Here is a 17,907-nt window from a genome sequence, read left to right as displayed (position 1 = left end):
CCGCGGTACGACTTACGCCTTCGCGACGCTTTCCAGCGCGGCGTTGAACGTCTTGCTCGGACGCATGACCAGATCGAGCTTCGCGAAGTCCGGCTTGTAGTAGCCGCCGATATCGGTCGGCTTGCCTTGCACGTCGGCGAGTTCGCCAACGATGGTCTTCTCGTTCTCGGTCAGTTGCTTGGCCAGCGAAGCGAATTGCTTGGCCAGCTCGGCGTCGTCCTTCTGCTCGGCCAGTTCTTGCGCCCAGTACATCGACAGATAGAACTGGCTGCCGCGGTTGTCCAGCTCGCCGGTCTTCGGCGACGGACCCTTGTTGTTGTCGAGCAGCTTGCCCGTGGCGGCGTCGAGCGTCTTGGCGAGAATCTTGGCGCGTTCGTTACCCGTCTTGATGCCCAGGTCTTCCAGCGACACGGCCAATGCGAGGAATTCGCCGAGCGAGTCCCAACGCAGATGGTTTTCTTCCACCAGTTGCTTGACGTGCTTCGGTGCCGAGCCGCCTGCACCCGTTTCGTACATGCCGCCACCGGCCATCAGCGGCACGATCGACAGCATCTTGGCGCTGGTACCCAGTTCCATGATCGGGAACAGGTCGGTCAGGTAGTCGCGCAGAATGTTGCCGGTCACCGAGATGGTGTCCAGGCCGCGAATCACGCGCTCGAGCGTGTAACGCATGGCGCGCACTTGCGACATGATCTGGATATCGAGACCCTTGGTGTCGTAATCCTTCAGGTACGTTTCGACCTTCTTGATCAGTTCGGCTTCGTGCGGACGATACGGGTCGAGCCAGAACACGGCCGGCATGCCCGAGTTGCGCACGCGGTTCACGGCGAGCTTCACCCAGTCGCGGATCGGTGCATCCTTGACCTGGCACATACGCCAGATGTCGCCGGCTTCCACGTTTTGCGACAGCAGAACTTCACCGGTCGCGATGTCGACGATGTTCGCCACGCCGTCTTCAGCGATCTCGAATGTCTTGTCGTGCGAACCGTACTCTTCTGCCTTCTGTGCCATCAGGCCCACGTTCGGCACCGTACCCATCGTGGTCGGATCGAAGTTGCCGTTGGTCTTGCAGAAGTTGATGATTTCCTGATAAATGCGCGCGAACGTGCTTTCCGGAATCACAGCCTTGGTGTCCTTCGGACGACCATCGGCACCCCACATCTTGCCGCCGATGCGGATCATGGCCGGCATCGAGGCGTCGACGATCACGTCGTTCGGGGCGTGCAGGTTCGAGATGCCCTTGGCCGAATCGACCATCGCGAGTTCCGGACGGTGCTCATGGCACGCGTGCAGATCGCGGATGACTTCTTCGCGCTGCGTGCTCGGCAGCGTTTCGAGCTTTTCGTACAGATTGACCAGGCCGTTGTTGACGTTCACGCCCAGTTGGTCGAACAGCTTGCCGTGCTTCTCGAAGGCGTCCTTGTAGAAGATCTTCACGGCGTGGCCGAACACGATCGGGTGCGAGACCTTCATCATGGTGGCTTTCACGTGCAGCGAGAACATGACACCGGTCTCGCGCGCATCTTCCATCTGTGCTTCGTAGAACTCGCACAGTGCCTTCTTGCTCATGAACATGCTGTCGATGATTTCGCCGTCGAGCAGCGAGACCTTCGGCTTGAGCACGATCGTCTTGCCGCTCGTCGTGACGAGTTCCATCTTGACGTCACGGGCGCGATCGATCGTCATCGACTTTTCGCCGTGATAGAAGTCGCCATGCGTCATGTGCGCAACGTGGGTACGCGAAGCCATGCTCCACTTGCCCATGCTGTGCGGATGCTTCTTGGCGTAGTTCTTGACGGCGAGCGGGGCGCGGCGGTCCGAGTTGCCTTCACGCAGCACCGGGTTCACGGCCGAGCCGAGGCACTTCGAGTAGCGCTTTTGAATGGCCTTTTCTTCGTCGGTCTTCGGATCTTCCGGGAAGTCGGGGATCTTGTAGCCCTTCGATTGCAATTCCTTGATCGCGCTCTGGAGCTGGAACACCGATGCGCTGATGTTCGGCAGCTTGATGATGTTCGTGTCCGGGTCTTGCGTCAGACGGCCCAGTTCGGCCAGATTGTCCGGCACGCGCTGTTCTTCCGTCAGGAATTCGGGGAACTCACCGAGGATACGGCCCGAGACCGAAATGTCGCTCGTCTCGACAGCTACGCCGGCCGGCGCAGCGAACGTACGAATGATCGGGAGAAAGGAGCTCGTGGCCAGAAGCGGCGCTTCGTCGGTCAGGGTGTAGATGATGCTGGGTTGCTGCTTACTCATCGCGAAGTCTCGAATCCAAGAATCAGGAAAAGGTGGGGGAACGCCGCCGACTGGAAACAGCCCGGTAGCCATGTGCGAATTTCCCTGATTGTGACACGGGTCGGGGGCAAAACTGAAATGCCTTTTCGTAATGTGAAGGCTTAGGTCTTATATAAGACTTGCCCTATAGGCCCCGTCGGACGGTTCAAACGCCCGCAGCATGCGGCACTCGGCCCTTGGGGTGGCGACGAAGCGGGGGTGTCAAGACGCAAGCCATCGTTCGCTGACGCACATGCGGCGAAAAATGCGAACGGATCATCGCGAAAAAGCAATGAAAACGACGCCGTTGCGGATGAGGCGATTAACTTCGGTGCTGCTGGGAAAGTAATTTGCGCGAGAGGGAGTTGCGCAAGAATCAGTATTTCGGAGGTGGGCTTTTCCGTCTCGGGGACTGACTCACCGCTGAGTCGGAAAAGCCTGAAATACTGGTGGGTGGTACAGGGATTGAACCTGTGACCCCTGCCGTGTGAAGGCAGTGCTCTACCGCTGAGCTAACCACCCAAATCATTAACTAAATCAATGACTTAGTGTTGATTGTTGAAGCTTTCGTTTCGCAATCAGGAGCAGAACTTTAACTGTTTTCGTAGAAGTCTGCAACCTTTCTTTTAATCTTATTTTGCTGCCGTCGTGATGATATCTCTCGATCACTTCACGTCGTTTCTTGCGATGACTCGCAAGCAGCAAAGAAAGCGATTATAAGGACGTTTTTTGCGCTTGTGAAGGGGTTCCTGCGAATATTTCGCAGAAATCGCCAACTCACGCTGCGGGTGCCGCTTCGCCTTCGGGCGGCGCCGGCTCGGTGCGCCACACGCAGGTGCCCTTGATGCCCTTGTCGATCTCGCTCAGCACGCCGTCGTGCATCGTCACTTCTTCCGCGGCGGCGAGAATGACCGGTAATTCGAACTGACGCAGCGAGATTTTCTCGCGCTGATTGCCGTCCTCGTCGTCGCCATCGCCCGCGTCGATCACGAGACTCTTCTGGCCGCGCGTCATCGCGAGATAGACGTCGGCAAGCAATTCCGCGTCGAGCAATGCGCCGTGCAGCGTGCGGTGCGCGTTGTTCACGCCCAGACGTTCGCAAAGCGCATCGAGCGAGTTGCGCTTGCCTGGGAACATTTCTCGCGCGCGCAGCAACGTGTCGATCAGGCTCGCGCAGTTCTCCATGAACGGCGGCCAGCCCATGCGGCCGAATTCCATGTCGAGGAAGCCCAAATCGAAGGCCGCGTTGTGAATGATGATCTCGGCACCACGGCAATACTCACGCAGCTCTTCGGCCACGTCGGCGAACTTCGGTTTGTCGGAGAGAAATTCGGTGGTCAGTCCGTGCACCGCCAACGCGCCCGGATCGCTGTCGCGCTCAGGGTTGATATAGAAGTGCAGGTTGTTGCCGGTCAGGCGGCGATTGACCAGTTCCACGCAACCGATTTCCAGCAGGCGGTCACCCGTCCTGGGGTTCAGGCCAGTGGTTTCGGTATCGAGAATCAGTTGTCGCATGGTGTTCGGTGTCTTTCAGAATTGGCTTGCAGGCATCGGGCTACGCGGAGGCTGGCGCAGGCGCAGGCGGGTTAAGCCCGGCGCAGACTCTCGACGCCGCGATTGGCGAGTTGGTCGGCAGCTTCGTTGCCTTCGTGACCGGCGTGGCCCTTCACCCAGCGCCACTCGATGTCGTGCTTTTGCGAGACGGCGTCGAGTTCTTGCCAGAGGTCGGCGTTCTTCACGGGTTCCTTGGCGGCCGTTTTCCAACCACGCGCCTTCCAGCCGTGAATCCACTCGCTGATGCCTTTCTGTACATATTGCGAGTCGGTGTGAAGTACGACCTGACAGGGTTTGTTCAGCGCCTCGAGCGCGCGGATCACCGCGAGCAGTTCCATGCGGTTATTGGTCGTGTTGGCTTCGCCGCCGAACAGTTCCTTGCGGTGCTTGCCCGCGACGAGCAGGGCGCCCCAGCCGCCGGGGCCGGGATTGCCTTTGCAGGCACCGTCGGTATAGATATCAACTTGCGGCAAGGTTATCTCTCAAACAATCAATCAGGCAGGTCGGCCATTTCCGCGATCTTGCGATGCGTCGTGTTGGGCGTGGCCACCGGCGCCGCAGCCGGCTGGAGGCCGAGTATACGCTTGCGCACTTTGCCGACCAAGCGCATGCCGCGCACGCGCTTGACCGCACGTACCGCATAAAGCGCACCGAAAATCGGCCACCAGCGGTCGCCCGCCGGTTCCATGAAGTCGAACCGTTGCAGCCAGTGTTCGCCTCGCAGCGGCGGGCGATAGCACCCGAACCGGCCACGGTCGATATCGAACGAGAGCAGCTTGAGCCAGTCCTTGAGCCGCGTGAACGCGATCAGGTCGGCCCCCGGCGGCAAAAACGGCGCGCCGGCCAGCTTGCCGAGTTCTTCGCGGGCGCCCCACAGACTCAGATTGTTGAAGCCGGTGATGATCACCTGCCCCTCGGGGACCAGAATGCGCTCGACTTCGCGAAGGATGTCGTGCGGGTTCTCGGCAAATTCGAGCACGTGCGGCAACACGACGAGGTCGGTGCTTGCCGTGGCGATGGGCAATTCGTCGAAGCGGCTCACGAGGATGTCGCGCATGACCATCTCGGGCGATGCCGTGTCGCATGACAGGTTGCCGGTGGTATCACTGGCGGCCTTGGTCATGAGTGGCGGGGCTTTCACGCCGCGCGGCGCGGTAAGGACGAGGCCCCGGTAAGGCATGCGATTCTCGCGCAGCGTATCGAGCTCGGGGCGGCCAAGTTGCAGCGCATGATAGCCGAACAGATCCCCGACCCATTGGTCGAAGAGGGCCTGTTCCCATGCAAGCGCGTAGCGGCCTGGCGGTGAGACGAGCCAAACGGGCCAGTCTATAATCGGACGTTCTGACATGGTGGCGAGTATATATGGATGCGCACGCAGATGCGGTGACCGGGCAGTCGACCGGTACACTGACCGTCTTTCCCGTCCCTGCGTTCCAGGACAATTATCTCTGGGTCATCGATAACGGCAAAGATGCCGTGGCCGTCGACCCGGGCGACGCCGCGCCGGTGCTCGCCTATCTCGATGCGCGCCATCTGACGCTGCGCGCCATTCTCATCACGCACAAACATGCCGACCACATCGGTGGCGTCGACGCGTTGCTTGCACGCTTCGATGTGCCGGTGCACGGCCCCGCCCACGAGCCGATTGCGTGCGTCGATCATCCGCATGAGGGCGGCGAGACATTCTCGATCGACGCCCCGGCCATGACGCTGGAGGTCATCGATGTGCCCGGCCATACGTTGGGTCACATCGCTTACTTCCTGGGCGAAGGGGCGGCAGGTGCGCCCCGGCTGTTCTGCGGCGACACGTTGTTCTCGTGCGGTTGCGGCCGGCTCTTCGAAGGCACGCCGGCGCAGATGCTGACGTCGCTCGACAAGCTCTCGGCCTTGCCGCCGGCTTCGCTCGTGCATTGCGCGCATGAATATACGCTATCGAATATTCGCTTCGCGCTGGCGGTCGATCCCGACAATCAGGCGTTGGTGAACTGGCACGACAAGGCGACAGCGCTGCGCGCCGCCGGTCAACCCACGCTGCCGACGACGCTCGCTCAGGAGCTTGCCACCAACCCGTTCCTGCGCAGCGACGCCCCCGCGGTCGTGGCGTCTGCCCAAGATCACGCCGGGCGCACGCCGCTCTCGCGTGAAGCGGTCTTCGCGACCGTGCGTGGCTGGAAAGATACCTTCCGATAAGCGGGCGCACTAGTCGCGAGAACGTCAGGCTGTCAACAGCCTGACGTGCCATAACCTCTGTCCCAATCCGAGCGTTGACACCTGCGCGGGTGCCTGCTCTGCCTTGCCGTATCGCCCCGGATGTGATGTTTCGGTGTCATATCGATGGCATCGTATATGGGCAAAATGCGTGAGGTGCGTGTGGCGAAGCGTTGACAATTCAGGCCTTCTATCTAAGGAATAACCCTGATTTTTCGGGCGTTTTGGGCGAATTTTTGCAAAAAATTTAGGCATAAAGGTTGACGCATCCGAAGGGTTTCCTTAACATCCTTGCCAATTTCATGAAGATGTCACCCTATTCGAGCCCGATCAATGCGACTTATCGTTAGCTTGCTTCTGACGCTGCTTCTGGCGGCTTGTGCCAGTACAGCGCCACCTACAGGTGCATCGAATTCCACGCCCGAAGCGCAGAGCAAGTCGCCGCTCGCATCGAATGCCAAGGGAAAGCAACGCGTGTCGAGCGATCAGACGATCGACCTTGATACCGACTCGATCAACGATCTGGCCTACGGCAGCGACGATGCCGATCTCTGGGCCCGCATCCGTCACGGCTTCTCCATTCCCGATCTCGACACCGATCTCGCGCAGGACCGCACGCAGTGGTACGCGCAGCGCCCCGAGTACGTGGAGCGCATGATCCAGCGTTCGAACAAGTATCTGTTCCATATCGTTGAAGAGCTTGAGCGCCGTCATATGCCGACGGAACTCGCGCTGCTGCCGTTCGTGGAAAGCGCCTACAACCCGCAAGCGCTGTCGACGGCGAAGGCCGCCGGCATGTGGCAGTTCATCCCGAGCACCGGCAAGACGTACAACCTGAAGCAGAACATGTTCCAGGACGAGCGCCGCGACGTGCTCGCGTCGACCACCGCCGCACTGGACTATCTGTCGAAGCTGTATGCGATGTTCGGCGACTGGCATCTGGCACTGGCCGCGTACAACTGGGGCGAAGGCAATGTGCAGCGCGCCATCGACCGCAATCAGGCGCAAGGGCTGCCGACCGATTACCTGAGCCTGCGCATGCCGACCGAGACGCGTTACTACGTGCCGAAGTTGCAGGCGATCAAGAACATCATTGCGCACCCGGATCTCTACAGCGTGAAGCTGCCGGAGATTCCGAACCACCCGTATTTCGTGAGCGTTACCACCAAGCGTGACATCGACGTGGCGCTCGCTGCCAAGCTGGCCGATCTGCCGCTCGATGAATTCCGCGCGCTCAACCCGTCGTTCCGCAAGCCAGTGATTCTTGGTGCTGCCCAGCCGCAGATTCTGCTGCCGTTCGATAGCGCCGAAGTTTTCCAGAAGCGCCTGAAGGGTTATGACAAGCCGCTGTCGAGCTGGACGACGTACACGTCGGCATCGCGCGAGCGTCCGGAAGACGTGGCCCGCAAGCTCGGCGTCGACGCTGCCGTGATTCGCTCGGTGAACAACATTGCACCGCGTATGCGTCTGAAGGCAGGTTCCACACTGCTGGTGCCGCGCTCGGATGACATCGACGAAGACATCAGCGCATCGGTGGCCACCAACGCCGTGTTGGCGCTGGAGCCGGATCTGCCCGACACCCGCAAGGTGATGGTGCGTGCCCGTAAGCACGACACGCTCGCTGCCGTCGCATCGCGCAGCGGTGTCTCCGTGGCCCAGATCAAGGGCTGGAACCATCTGCGCCGCGACGCGCTGACCGGCGGGCAACTGCTGGTGCTGCATGTGCCGGTGAAGGATGCGTCGCGTGTGATGGCGGCTTCGGCAGCGCCTGCTGCCCCTGTCGCCTCGGCAGCCAGCAAGGACGAAGATGACGCACCGCGTACACGTCTGGTCAAGGGCAAGAACGGCAAGATGATTCGCGTGGTCGACCACCGTCCGGCCGCCAAGACGACCAAGACCGTGGTATCGACCACGAAGGCCGCACCCGCCAAGTCGGCTGGCAAGGCACCGGCAAAGGTAGTCGCCAAGACGGCAGCTAAGCCGGCCGCCAAGGCCCCGGCCAAGGTCACGAAGACCGCACAGCGCTAAAACGCCGCAGACGCCGCACAACGTAGTACCCGACGCCCGTGAGATCACTCTCACGGGCGTTTTGTTTTTCCCCTCGGTAATCGGCTACCGCTTCCGCGCACCTGCCTTCGGAAAATTCCCATAAATGCACTGGCTCTCGTTTCCTATGATGGAGACGCGGACGATTCCGTTCGCGCCCATGACTTAAGGAGTGCTAAATGAATAAGGCAATGGCAACTGCGAAAGAAGTGTCCGAACTCGAAGCGCTGGCCTCCGTGGATGCCACGCATGCCACGCGGGGCGTGCTCGGCAACGACGCGGAAGGCATCACGCTCCTGCCGCTGTGCTTCAAGCCGATCTGCATTCCCACGTTGCCGCCGTTGACCGGGGGCCATGCCTGAGGTGTCCGACCCGACACACATCGGAACCGGCGCGTGTGCGGACGCGCCGGTTTTCCGCCATCTGGCACCCGATGTTCACATCGCGGGTATCGACGGCCACGTCGTGGTGCTCAAGCTCTCGCAAGATCGCTACTTCAATCTCTCCCACCAGCACTCGCAGGGGTTGCGTCGATTGATCGGCTGGCGCAGTGACGGTGATATCCCCGTTGACGTCCTGCTCGCCACGCAGGCGATGTTCGACGCGCAGGGCATTCTTGCACCCGGTGCGCACGCCACCCCCGACCCTCGTATTGCGAAACGCGATATGTCGCCACGACTCGGCTTCGATGCATGGCTCGCCATGCCCGCCGACGTGGCTCGCGAGTCGCGGGTGCGTGACGTGATGCGCGCGGGATACTGGCTCTGGCAGGCCCAGCGCGTGACGCGGCGCGCCCGCATGCGTGGCGTGGTCGACATGGTGGTGCGCTCGCAGTCCGGCGTTCGAACGCAGTACGGCGCGCCTCAGGACTACCTGCCGTACGTGGCGGCCATGCACAGCGCCGCGTTGGTGTATCCGCAATGCTCGCCGTGTTTGCCGTGGTACGCCGCGCTCACCGCCTGGTGCGCCCGCGACGGTTTGCGCCTGCGTCTGGTGATCGGCGTACAGCGTCAGCCCTTCTATGCGCACGCGTGGGCGGAGAGCGACGCGCGGGTGATTGGCGATGACCTGCGCCGGCGCGAGCAACTCGCCGTGATCTACGAGACACCGGTCTGACTTGCGACCGCGTCGAAGCCGCGTCGATCGTCGGATTCCTCACACATTCAAGCATCCAAGCACGGAGCCACTGATGAAACTTGCCCGCCTGAGACCGGGACCTGCCGAGCGGCACGAGCCCTTTCCCGACGCTGTGGTGATGCGCGGTCTGGACGGCGTACCGGTGGCACGCATTCGTCCCGATGCCGACAGCACACGGCTGCATTCAAGCGGGCAGAGCGAACTGCTGGCCTGGTACATCAGCGGCACCTTGTTTCTCAAGGAAGATGGCCGGGAGGTCGCCCCGGGCATGGACGTGGCGCGGTTGGCGCTGGAGTCGCCCGAGCATTTTGTCGAGCGCTACTGGGGACACTATCGTGTGATCGTGCATGACCGCTGGCGTGGCACGACACTGGTGCTGTGCGACCCCTGCGGGCAGTGTCCGACGTACTACCGTTTTTGCCGCGACGGCGCCGTACATGTGGCGGCCGACCCGGCGGCACTGGTCGACGATCACCCCACCTTCGATAGCCTCGCGCTGAAGTCGTTTCTCGTGCATGGCGATCTGGGCGGCGTGCAGTGTGCGCTCCACGATGTCGAGCGTCTGCCGTTGGGTCACGCGCTGTGGATTCCGGAGCGCGGCGCGCCGCAGACACGTGTTGTATGGTGGCCTGACTGGCGGATGGCCGATCAGGAAGCGCAGAACGTGGCCTCGGGGGGGGGGCTGTTGCGGCTATTGCGACGTTCGGTGGAGCGTAGTGTCGGTGACCGGCCTGCGGTGCTCGAACTCTCGGGTGGTGTGGAGTCGACGTCGCTCGCGCTCGCATTGGCCGAGTCAGGGCGGGCGGACACCTGCACGGCGATCAATCATCGCGATCCGTCATCGCCATCGAGCGACGAGTCGCATCATGCCGGTAGCGTCGCGCGCCACGTGCGCATGGCCTTCGAACGGCTGGATATCGACTGCGCAGCCTTCTCGCCGTCGCCGTCGTCGGCGATTCCGCGTCTCGCGCGCCCGGCATTGCATCTGTGCATGCTGGCGCAACTCGATGCCGTGCGTGAGCGGCTGAGCACCTACAGTGGCCATCGGCTGGTGAACGGGCACGGTGGCGATGCCATCTTTCTCGCGCCGCCGCCCAATGGGGCGTTTCTCGATGCTGTTGCCGATGGTCAATGGCGCCGGGCGTTCAGTGCGTGGCGCGATCTGGCCGTAATGCAGCGCTTGCCGCTGTGGTGGGTAGCGCAGGGCGCGTTCGCGCAGCTTGGGCAGCGTCACGCGAATCCCGACGCAGCGCTCACGACGGGGCTGCTCACGCCGGCGGCCCGCATTGCCGATACGCCGCGCACCGAGCCACTGGCGTCGGCGTGGCTGTCGCGCTGGGCGTTGCGTGTGCGTCCCGGCAAGCGGGCGCAGATCCTCGGCATTCTTGGCAATCTGCGCGACGTGGAAGTGCAACCCTCGCTCGCCGCGGCCGGTACGGTGTTTCCGTTCCTGACGCAACCGATGGTCGAGGCTGGGCTGAAGATGCCGACCTACCGCCTGTTCAACGCGATCCATAATCGCCTGCCATTGCGCCGGGCAGCGTATCTGGCGAGCGGATTGCCGAATCTCTGGCGGCGGGACAAAGGGGTGTTGACGGGCATGGTCGGCGCGGGTGCAGCGGCGAATCTGGTGCATATCGAAGAGGTCTGCCTCGATGGCTATTGCGCGGCGTCGGGCTGGATTGACCGCGATGCGTGCCGACGGGCGATCGGTCGCATGGCGCACCATCATCTGGAATCGATGACGACGATCCGCAGACTCTATGCGATCGAAATGTTCGTACGCGGCTGGCGCGTGGGCGCGGTATGAGGCGGCAAGCGGGCTGGCGGGCGTTATGTTTTGTGCTGCGAAAGCTCTGGGCGCGCGAGACGCAGACATCGCGTCATCGTGTCTGGGTGGTGATGGCGGCGCTGGCTGCGGCGTTCATGCTGGCGTTGCGGCTTGTGGCGCCGTGGGTGCTCGGGCTTGCCGTCGATGCGCTGACGGGCGAGCGGGCAGTCGGTTTGGCGTTGCCGCTGGCGACGGCCTACGTGGTGCTCTGGTCGGCAGCGGCCATTGGCGAGCGTGGCAAAGACCTGTTGATTCAGCGCGCGATGGAAGACCTGCGGCGGCGCACGGCACTGGGTTATCTGTCGCGGCTTGTCGGTCTGCCGGCGCATCGCGCACGCGAGGTGAATGCGGGGCAGACGCTGGATTGCCTGTTTCGCGTCGAGGTGGCGTTGCCCGTCATCGTGACCGGTCTGGTGTTCGGTTTGCTGCCATTGGCGGTGCAGGTGCTGGCGACGGGCATCATCCTGATGGTCAACTTCGGCGTGATTTACGGGGTGTTGCTGGGCGCGACAGTCGTGGCCTATGGGCTGACATTGCGCCCATCGCTCGCCCGCGTGACGCGCCGGGAAGCACAGGCGAACGACATTTCTCGCGCCACGACGGGAGCGCTCGCCGATACGCTGACGCAACTCGAATGTGTGAAGACGTTTGCACAGGAACCCGCAGAGATCAGCCGACTGTCGCAACGGCTGCGCACGCGTTACGTGGCGGCGCTCTCGACGGCGACCACGGCGCAGGTCACGAGCGCGTGTCAGATGGCGATCATGGCGCTCGGCGTGTCGGCCATGACGTTGCTCGCTGTGCGCGATGTCGTGCGCGGCGCGGAACCCGTCGGCACGCTGGTGCAGATCAACGCCTATCTGCTGCAATTCGCACTACCTGCGGCGATGCTGGGCGCGCTGGTGTCGCAAGTGGCGAGAGCGCTGGTCAGTGTCGATGAGCATCTTCGCGATGCCACGAGCGGGCCGATGACGGACGACGTGGAAGGTGTGGAAGCAGCGAAAGAGGCGAAAGAGACGAAAGAGTCGGGACAAGGCGGCGTAGCCGAGGCGGCAGGGATTCTGGCCGTGCCGTCACCGCGCGCCCCGTGCATCGAACTCGATCAGGTCAGCGTGACGCTGCATGACGGCCCGCCGGTGGTTGCGCGCGTCAGCCTCAGCATTCGCGCCGGAGAATACGTGGCAATCGTCGGACCGTCGGGCGCTGGCAAATCCACGCTGTTGCGCCTGATGACAGGGCTCACGTTGCCGATGCAGGGGCAGGTCCGCATCGATGGTCGTACGCTCAATGGTGCCGCTGCGACAGCACTGCGTCGCGTGACCGGATTCGTCACGCAAGACTGCCGGTTGTTCGACCGGTCCGTGTTCGAGAATGTCGCGTACCGCGCGGGCTTATTCAGCGCGACGCCTCCCGAAGATGCGGCCATCCGCGACGAATTGGCACGTGTGATGGCCATCGCCGAGGTGCCGGACGTGACGTCCGTCATGGGGCTATCCGGCGGGGAGCGTCAGCGAGTGAACATCGCTCGCGCCTTGTGGGGACGCCCTCGATTGCTGTTGCTCGACGAGCCCACCGCGGCGCTCGACGCCCTCACCGAAGCCCGCATCCTCAACCGTCTGGCGCACGAACGTGCCGGCGCGACATGCGTGGTCGTGGCCCATCGACTTGCGGCCATTTGTCGCGCCGGCCGGATCGTCGTGATGGATCAAGGGCATATCGTCGACGTCGGCGCTCACACGGCGCTGCTCGCACGCGGCGGCCTGTACGCCCGCATGTGGCAGGCACAGCAGGCCGATCTTGGGGCGGAAGCCGTACTGGGCTGACGCACCTGCTTCGGCCTGGCGTTCGTCGTTGCCTCCGCGTAATCCCTAGGTTCTACAGCGCCCCGAGCCACCCCCGGGGTAAGCCTTCCGTAAGCGTCAACGCGCACACTGAACGTGAGGCATCCTAGGGTGTCCGACGAATTCCATGCCATACCCGCTTTGCTGTCGATGCCCGCTTGGTGTACCGACATTGCCGGCTCGATCCGGCGCCGCGCGGCGTCCAATCCTGTGCCGTATTCAGCCAGGTTGCGACGCGTGCGAGCCCACCAAAACATGCAAGGAGACATCATGACTTCGTATGCGTCGTTTCACGCCCGCTCGGTGACGCCCGAATCGCGCGAGGCGTTCTGGGAGGAACAAGCGCGTCTGATCGACTGGGAGACGCCTTTCACCAAGGTGCTCGATTACGACAAGCCGCCGTTTGCCCGCTGGTTTGTCGGCGGCCGCACCAATCTTTGTCACAACGCGGTCGATCGTCACCTGCCGTCGCGCGGCTCGCAAAACGCGCTGATCTGGGTGTCGACGGAAACCGAGCAGGAGCGCGTGTACACCTACGACGCGCTGGCCGCCGAGGTCAATCGCATGGCCGCGTCGTTGCAATCGCTGGGCGTGACGCGCGGGGAGCGCGTGCTGATCTACATGCCGATGGTGCCCGAGGCGCTGTTCGCGATGCTGGCATGCACCCGTCTCGGCGCGATTCACTCGGTGGTGTTCGGCGGCTTTGCGTCGGTGAATCTTGCCGCGCGTATCGACGATGCGCGCCCGAAAGTCATCGTGTCTGCGGATGCCGGCTCTCGCAACGGTAAGGTTGTGCCCTACAAGCCGCTGCTCGATGAAGGGATCGCGCTCGCGCAAAGCAAGCCGGACAGCGTGCTGCTCATCGACCGTGGTCTTGTGCCGATGGATCGTGTGGAAGGGCGAGACGTCGACTACACGGCCCTGCGCGAGCAGCATCTCGATGCGTTAGTGCCTTGCGAGTGGCTCGAATCGAGCGAGCCGTCGTACGTGCTCTACACGTCGGGGACCACGGGCAAGCCGAAGGGTGTGCAGCGCGACACGGGGGGCTACGCGGTGGCGTTGGCCTCGTCGATGCAGCACATCTTCTGCGCGAAGCCGGGCGACACGATGTTCTGCGCATCCGACATCGGGTGGGTGGTCGGGCACAGCTACATCGTGTACGCACCGCTGCTCGCGGGCATTGCCACGGTGATGTACGAGGGCACGCCGATTCGTCCGGACGGTGGCATCTGGTGGCGCACCATCGAGAAATATCGTGTGACGCAGCTGTTCACGGCACCGACGGCAATTCGCGTGCTCAAGAAGCAGGACCCTGCGTATCTCACGCAATACGACTTGTCATCGCTGCGGCTGATCTTCCTCGCGGGCGAGCCGCTGGACGAGCCCACGGCGCGGTGGCTGACGGAGGGTGTTGGCAAACCGGTGGTCGACAACTATTGGCAGACGGAGACGGGCTGGCCGATTCTCGGGATGGCGCGCGGTATTGAGGAACTGCCGAGCAAGCTGGGCTCTCCGGGCAAGGCGGTGTATGGCTATGACGTGAAGCTGGTTGACGAGGTGACGGGCGAAGATTGCGGGCCGAATCAGAAGGGCGTGCTCGCCATCGAGGGGCCGTTGCCACCGGGGTGCATGAGTACGCTGTGGGGCGACGACGCCCGCTTCGTCAAGACTTACTGGCAGACGGTGCCCGGGCGCCAGTTGTATTCGAGCTTCGACTGGGGCGTGCGCGACGACGATGGCTATTACTTCATCCTTGGGCGCACGGACGACGTGATCAATGTGGCGGGGCACCGGTTGGGGTCGCGGGAGATCGAGGAGAGTATTGCGAGCCATCCGGCGGTGGCGGAAGTGGCGGTGATCGGCGCACAGGACGCTCTCAAGGGGCAGGTGGCCATCGCGTTCGCCGTGCTGCGTCAGCCGGAGTTGGTCGAGACGGTCGAGCAGCGGATGGCGCTGGAGGGCGATGTGATGAAGACGGTGGACAAGCAACTGGGCGCGGTGGCACGTCCGGCGCGCGTGTTCTTCGTGTCGATGCTGCCCAAGACACGTTCGGGCAAGCTGTTGCGCCGCGCGATTCAGGCGATCTGCGAGGGCCGCGAGACCGGCGATCTCATCACGCTGGAAGACCCGGCGGCGCTGGAACAGGTGCGCGAGGCCGTGCGCGGGAAGTGACAGGCGGGTTGTGGGGCACTGCGGCACAGTCGATTTTTCGGACTGTGCCGCAGTGCTTTGGAAAAGCGATCACAACATGCGTGGCTCGCCTTGCCGCTGACGATCGCAAAAGGCATTTGGTTTGTTGATATCGACGAGATTGCGATTGCATTCATGGAGGGTATGCGAACATACGCGGATCCGTGATTTCCGTCGATGACGCAGCGCTATGACCGAACCCACCCTCACTGTCTGGCGACAAAAGGCGATGCTTCTCGTCGTGTCTGTCGGCTTCTTCATGCAGACGCTGGACTCGACGATCGTCAACACGGCCTTGCCTGCCATGGCACGCGATCTCGGTCAGTCGCCGCTGCACATGCAGGCAGTCGTCATTGCTTACGCGCTGACGATGGCTGTAACGATTCCGCTCTCGGGGTGGTTGGCCGACCGGCTCGGCACACGTATCGTCTTCACGAGCGCACTGACGATTTTCTCCATCGGTTCGGCGATGTGCGCCTATTCGACTACGCTCGACGCGCTCGTCCTCTGGCGCGTGGTGCAGGGGTTTGGCGGCGCGATGTTATTGCCCGTGGGGCGTTTGGCGGTGCTTCGCGCATTTCCGCGCGAACAGTACCTGCAAGCGCTCGCCTTCGTTGCCGTGCCGGGCATGATCGGGCCGTTGATCGGCCCGACCCTTGGCGGCTGGCTGGTCAAGGTCGCCTCGTGGCATTGGGTCTTCCTCATCAATGTCCCGGTGGGTGTGCTCGGCTGCGTTGCCGCGCACTTCTTTCTCGTCAATGCGAGGGCACCACATCAGACCCGGTTCGACATCAAGGGCTATTTGCTGCTTTCTGTTGGGATGATTGCCACGTCGCTGGCGCTCGATCGTCACGCGGACATGGCCGGCGCGCATGCGCTGATGCTCGTGTTGCTGGTCGTGGGGTTTGCCGGTTTCGTCGCCTATGGGCTCTATGCCAACCGCACCCCGCAGCCGCTGTTCTCGCTGGCAATGTTCCGCGTGCACACGTTCAGCGTTGGCCTGCTGGGCAACTTGTTTGCGCGTATCGGCATTGCGGCGGTGCCTTACCTCGTACCGCTGCTGCTTCAGGTCAGTCTTGGCTATTCCGCATTCGAGGCGGGGTTGCTGATGTTGCCGATCACGATCACCGGCATCTTTGCCAAGAGCCTCGCGACGCACTTGGTGACGCGGTACGGTTACCGCTCGGTGCTGGTCTGGAACACGATCCTCGCGGGCGTGGTGATGGCGAGTTTCGCGCTGGTGACGCCTCACTACCCGGTGCCGCTACTCATCGTGCAGTTGGGGATTCTCGGCGGTGTGAATTCGATTCAGTTCACCGCGATGAATACGCTGACGCTCAAGGACTTGAATCCGGACGATGCCAGCGGTGGCAATAGCCTGTTCTCGCTGGTGCAGATGTTGGCGATGAGCTTCGGTCTGACGGTTGGTGGCGCATTGCTGGTGACGTTCACCGGGGCGTTTGGCGAGAGCGCGGGCGTTGGTGCGTTGCCAGCGTTCCGCGCAACGTTTGCTTGCGTCGGGTTCATCACCTGCTGTTCGGCATGGATCTTCGCGCAATTGACCGATCGGGAACAACTCGCAAACGACGAACACGTGACGCCCGCACAGGCCGCCGCCGCAGCCACTACGCCGCCACCGCCCGCCAACTAGGCGACGCTGACCGTCACCAAGCGGTACGAAGGCCCTGACGACACCGACAGCGTGAAACGCGTCAGTCGCGAGCAGCGAGCGGCCGGTCAAGAATCTCAGGCGCGCGGATGGCGTCGATCAACAACCCGAGGAACGCTTCGACGGGCGCGGGCAGTGTACGGCCGGCCATCGTCTGCACTTGCAGCGAGCGCTGATGCAATGCCGGGTTGCGGATCGGAATGGCGACCAGACCTTCCGGCGCGAGGCGACTGCGTACGGTCAGCAAGCCGGTGAGGGTGACGGCGTTGCCTGAGCGCACAAAGCTGTGCAGCGCCGCGTGGTAGTTGCTGACAAACACGGGTTCGAACAACAGCCCTTCGAGCGTGCAACACAGATCGAACATCTGCCGGATGGTCACGCCGGCATTCGACAACGCGAGCGGGTAGGGCAGCAGGTCAGCCAGCGCCACGTCGCGACGCTTGGCCAACGGATGCGCGCGCGCCATCAACGCGTAGATCGGCGCAGGTTGCGTGTGAACGACCTGCACGCCCTTTTCCGGGGCCACGCTGAAACAAACCGCAATGTCGGCCTCGCCATCGCGCACGCGTTCGGTTGCCACAAACGGTGAGACGACATCGAGCAGGAAGTGCGCCCCCGGGTAAGCCTCGCGAAAGCGCGCGAAAACCTGCGGCAGGAAATCACGCGCCACGCCTTCCGCGCTTGCTACGCGAATCGTCGCGCGACCGACTTCCGTCAGCCCCCGAATTTCCGATGTCACCCGCTCGGCATCGAGCAAAACGCGCCGGGCATGATCGGCCAGCATTTCTCCCGCTTCGCTAAGCACCATGCCGCGAGGGCGTCGCTCGAACAGCGGCGTGCCCAGATCCTCCTCCAGCTTGGCAATCTGTCGGCTCAGTGCCGATACCGCAACGTGCAGACGCTCCGACGCGCGGCTGAGCGACCCGGTGCGGGCCACTTCGAGAAAGTAACGCAGGGCATGAGTTTGCATGGGCGAGACGAGGCCATGGTCAAGGGCGGAAACAACGATAGGCAAAGGCGCTGACACGCGCGGAATGCTCGCTTTCTGCTTTGCCGAAACGGCAAAGAAACGTTCGAAATATTATCATTGTTGTCAAAAAAACCGACTTCTAGAATGGCCTGAACGGTTGTGCCAGAGCGTGCTACCGACACGCGTCGCA

The 17,907-nt window shown here is 62.7% G+C and carries 13 protein-coding genes and 1 tRNA gene; 8 read left to right on the top strand and 6 right to left on the bottom strand.

What is annotated here, in order from left to right; genetic code table 11:
- Positions 1 to 12: 12 nt before the first annotated feature.
- From CDV46_RS01785 to CDV46_RS01765, 5 genes are all read right to left on the bottom strand, one after another.
- Positions 13 to 2,253: an NADP-dependent isocitrate dehydrogenase gene (locus CDV46_RS01785; RefSeq protein WP_087686727.1), complete on the bottom strand. Its 2,241-nt coding sequence runs from the start codon at positions 2,251 to 2,253 to the stop codon at positions 13 to 15.
- 465 nt (positions 2,254 to 2,718) lie between these two features.
- Positions 2,719 to 2,793 (bottom strand) — tRNA-Val (locus CDV46_RS01780).
- Positions 2,794 to 3,048: 255 nt separating this feature from the next.
- Entirely contained in the window at positions 3,049 to 3,786 is a 738-nt protein-coding gene (gene dnaQ, locus CDV46_RS01775; protein WP_058377872.1) for a DNA polymerase III subunit epsilon, read from the bottom strand.
- A gap of 71 nt (positions 3,787 to 3,857) precedes the next feature.
- A complete protein-coding gene (gene rnhA / locus CDV46_RS01770; RefSeq protein WP_058377873.1) occupies positions 3,858 to 4,304 on the bottom strand; it encodes a ribonuclease HI in 447 nt (148 codons plus the stop codon).
- A gap of 11 nt (positions 4,305 to 4,315) precedes the next feature.
- Positions 4,316 to 5,173, bottom strand: a complete 858-nt coding sequence (locus CDV46_RS01765) for a methyltransferase domain-containing protein (RefSeq protein ID WP_087721644.1) — start codon at positions 5,171 to 5,173, stop codon at positions 4,316 to 4,318.
- Between the two features lie 14 nt (positions 5,174 to 5,187).
- Between CDV46_RS01765 and gloB the strand changes: the two genes are divergently transcribed.
- From gloB to mdtD, 8 genes are all read left to right on the top strand, one after another.
- A complete protein-coding gene (gene gloB / locus CDV46_RS01760; protein WP_087721643.1) occupies positions 5,188 to 6,015 on the top strand; it encodes a hydroxyacylglutathione hydrolase in 828 nt (275 codons plus the stop codon).
- A gap of 351 nt (positions 6,016 to 6,366) precedes the next feature.
- Positions 6,367 to 8,061 (top strand): transglycosylase SLT domain-containing protein, encoded by a 1,695-nt coding sequence (locus CDV46_RS01755; RefSeq protein ID WP_087721642.1) that lies wholly within the window; start codon positions 6,367 to 6,369, stop codon positions 8,059 to 8,061.
- Between the two features lie 197 nt (positions 8,062 to 8,258).
- Entirely contained in the window at positions 8,259 to 8,441 is a 183-nt protein-coding gene (locus tag CDV46_RS01750) for a hypothetical protein (RefSeq protein WP_087686732.1), read from the top strand.
- Positions 8,434 to 9,195: a lasso peptide biosynthesis B2 protein gene (locus tag CDV46_RS01745; protein WP_087721641.1), complete on the top strand. Its 762-nt coding sequence runs from the start codon at positions 8,434 to 8,436 to the stop codon at positions 9,193 to 9,195. Before CDV46_RS01750 ends, CDV46_RS01745 begins: the two co-directional genes overlap by 8 nt.
- 73 nt (positions 9,196 to 9,268) lie before the next feature.
- Positions 9,269 to 11,026 (top strand): asparagine synthase-related protein, encoded by a 1,758-nt coding sequence (locus CDV46_RS01740; RefSeq protein ID WP_087721639.1) that lies wholly within the window; start codon positions 9,269 to 9,271, stop codon positions 11,024 to 11,026.
- Between the two features lie 32 nt (positions 11,027 to 11,058).
- A complete protein-coding gene (locus tag CDV46_RS01735; protein ID WP_176398982.1) occupies positions 11,059 to 12,870 on the top strand; it encodes an ABC transporter ATP-binding protein in 1,812 nt (603 codons plus the stop codon).
- Between the two features lie 288 nt (positions 12,871 to 13,158).
- Positions 13,159 to 15,060 (top strand): propionate--CoA ligase, encoded by a 1,902-nt coding sequence (locus CDV46_RS01730; RefSeq protein WP_087721636.1) that lies wholly within the window; start codon positions 13,159 to 13,161, stop codon positions 15,058 to 15,060.
- A 208-nt stretch (positions 15,061 to 15,268) separates the two neighbouring features.
- On the top strand, positions 15,269 to 16,729 hold the full coding sequence (gene mdtD, locus CDV46_RS01725) for a multidrug transporter subunit MdtD (protein WP_249277397.1): 1,461 nt from the start codon (positions 15,269 to 15,271) through the stop codon (positions 16,727 to 16,729).
- 61 nt (positions 16,730 to 16,790) lie between these two features.
- Here mdtD and CDV46_RS01720 read toward each other — a convergent pair whose 3' ends face one another.
- Positions 16,791 to 17,717, bottom strand: a complete 927-nt coding sequence (locus CDV46_RS01720) for a LysR family transcriptional regulator (RefSeq protein WP_058377885.1) — start codon at positions 17,715 to 17,717, stop codon at positions 16,791 to 16,793.
- Between the last annotated feature and the right edge of the window lie 190 nt (positions 17,718 to 17,907).

The organism is Pandoraea sp. PE-S2T-3 (genome assembly GCF_002179965.1).
Lineage (GTDB): Bacteria > Pseudomonadota > Gammaproteobacteria > Burkholderiales > Burkholderiaceae > Pandoraea.
Note: the sequence above shows the minus strand (reverse complement) of the source record. Positions and strands in the feature narration are given on the sequence as shown.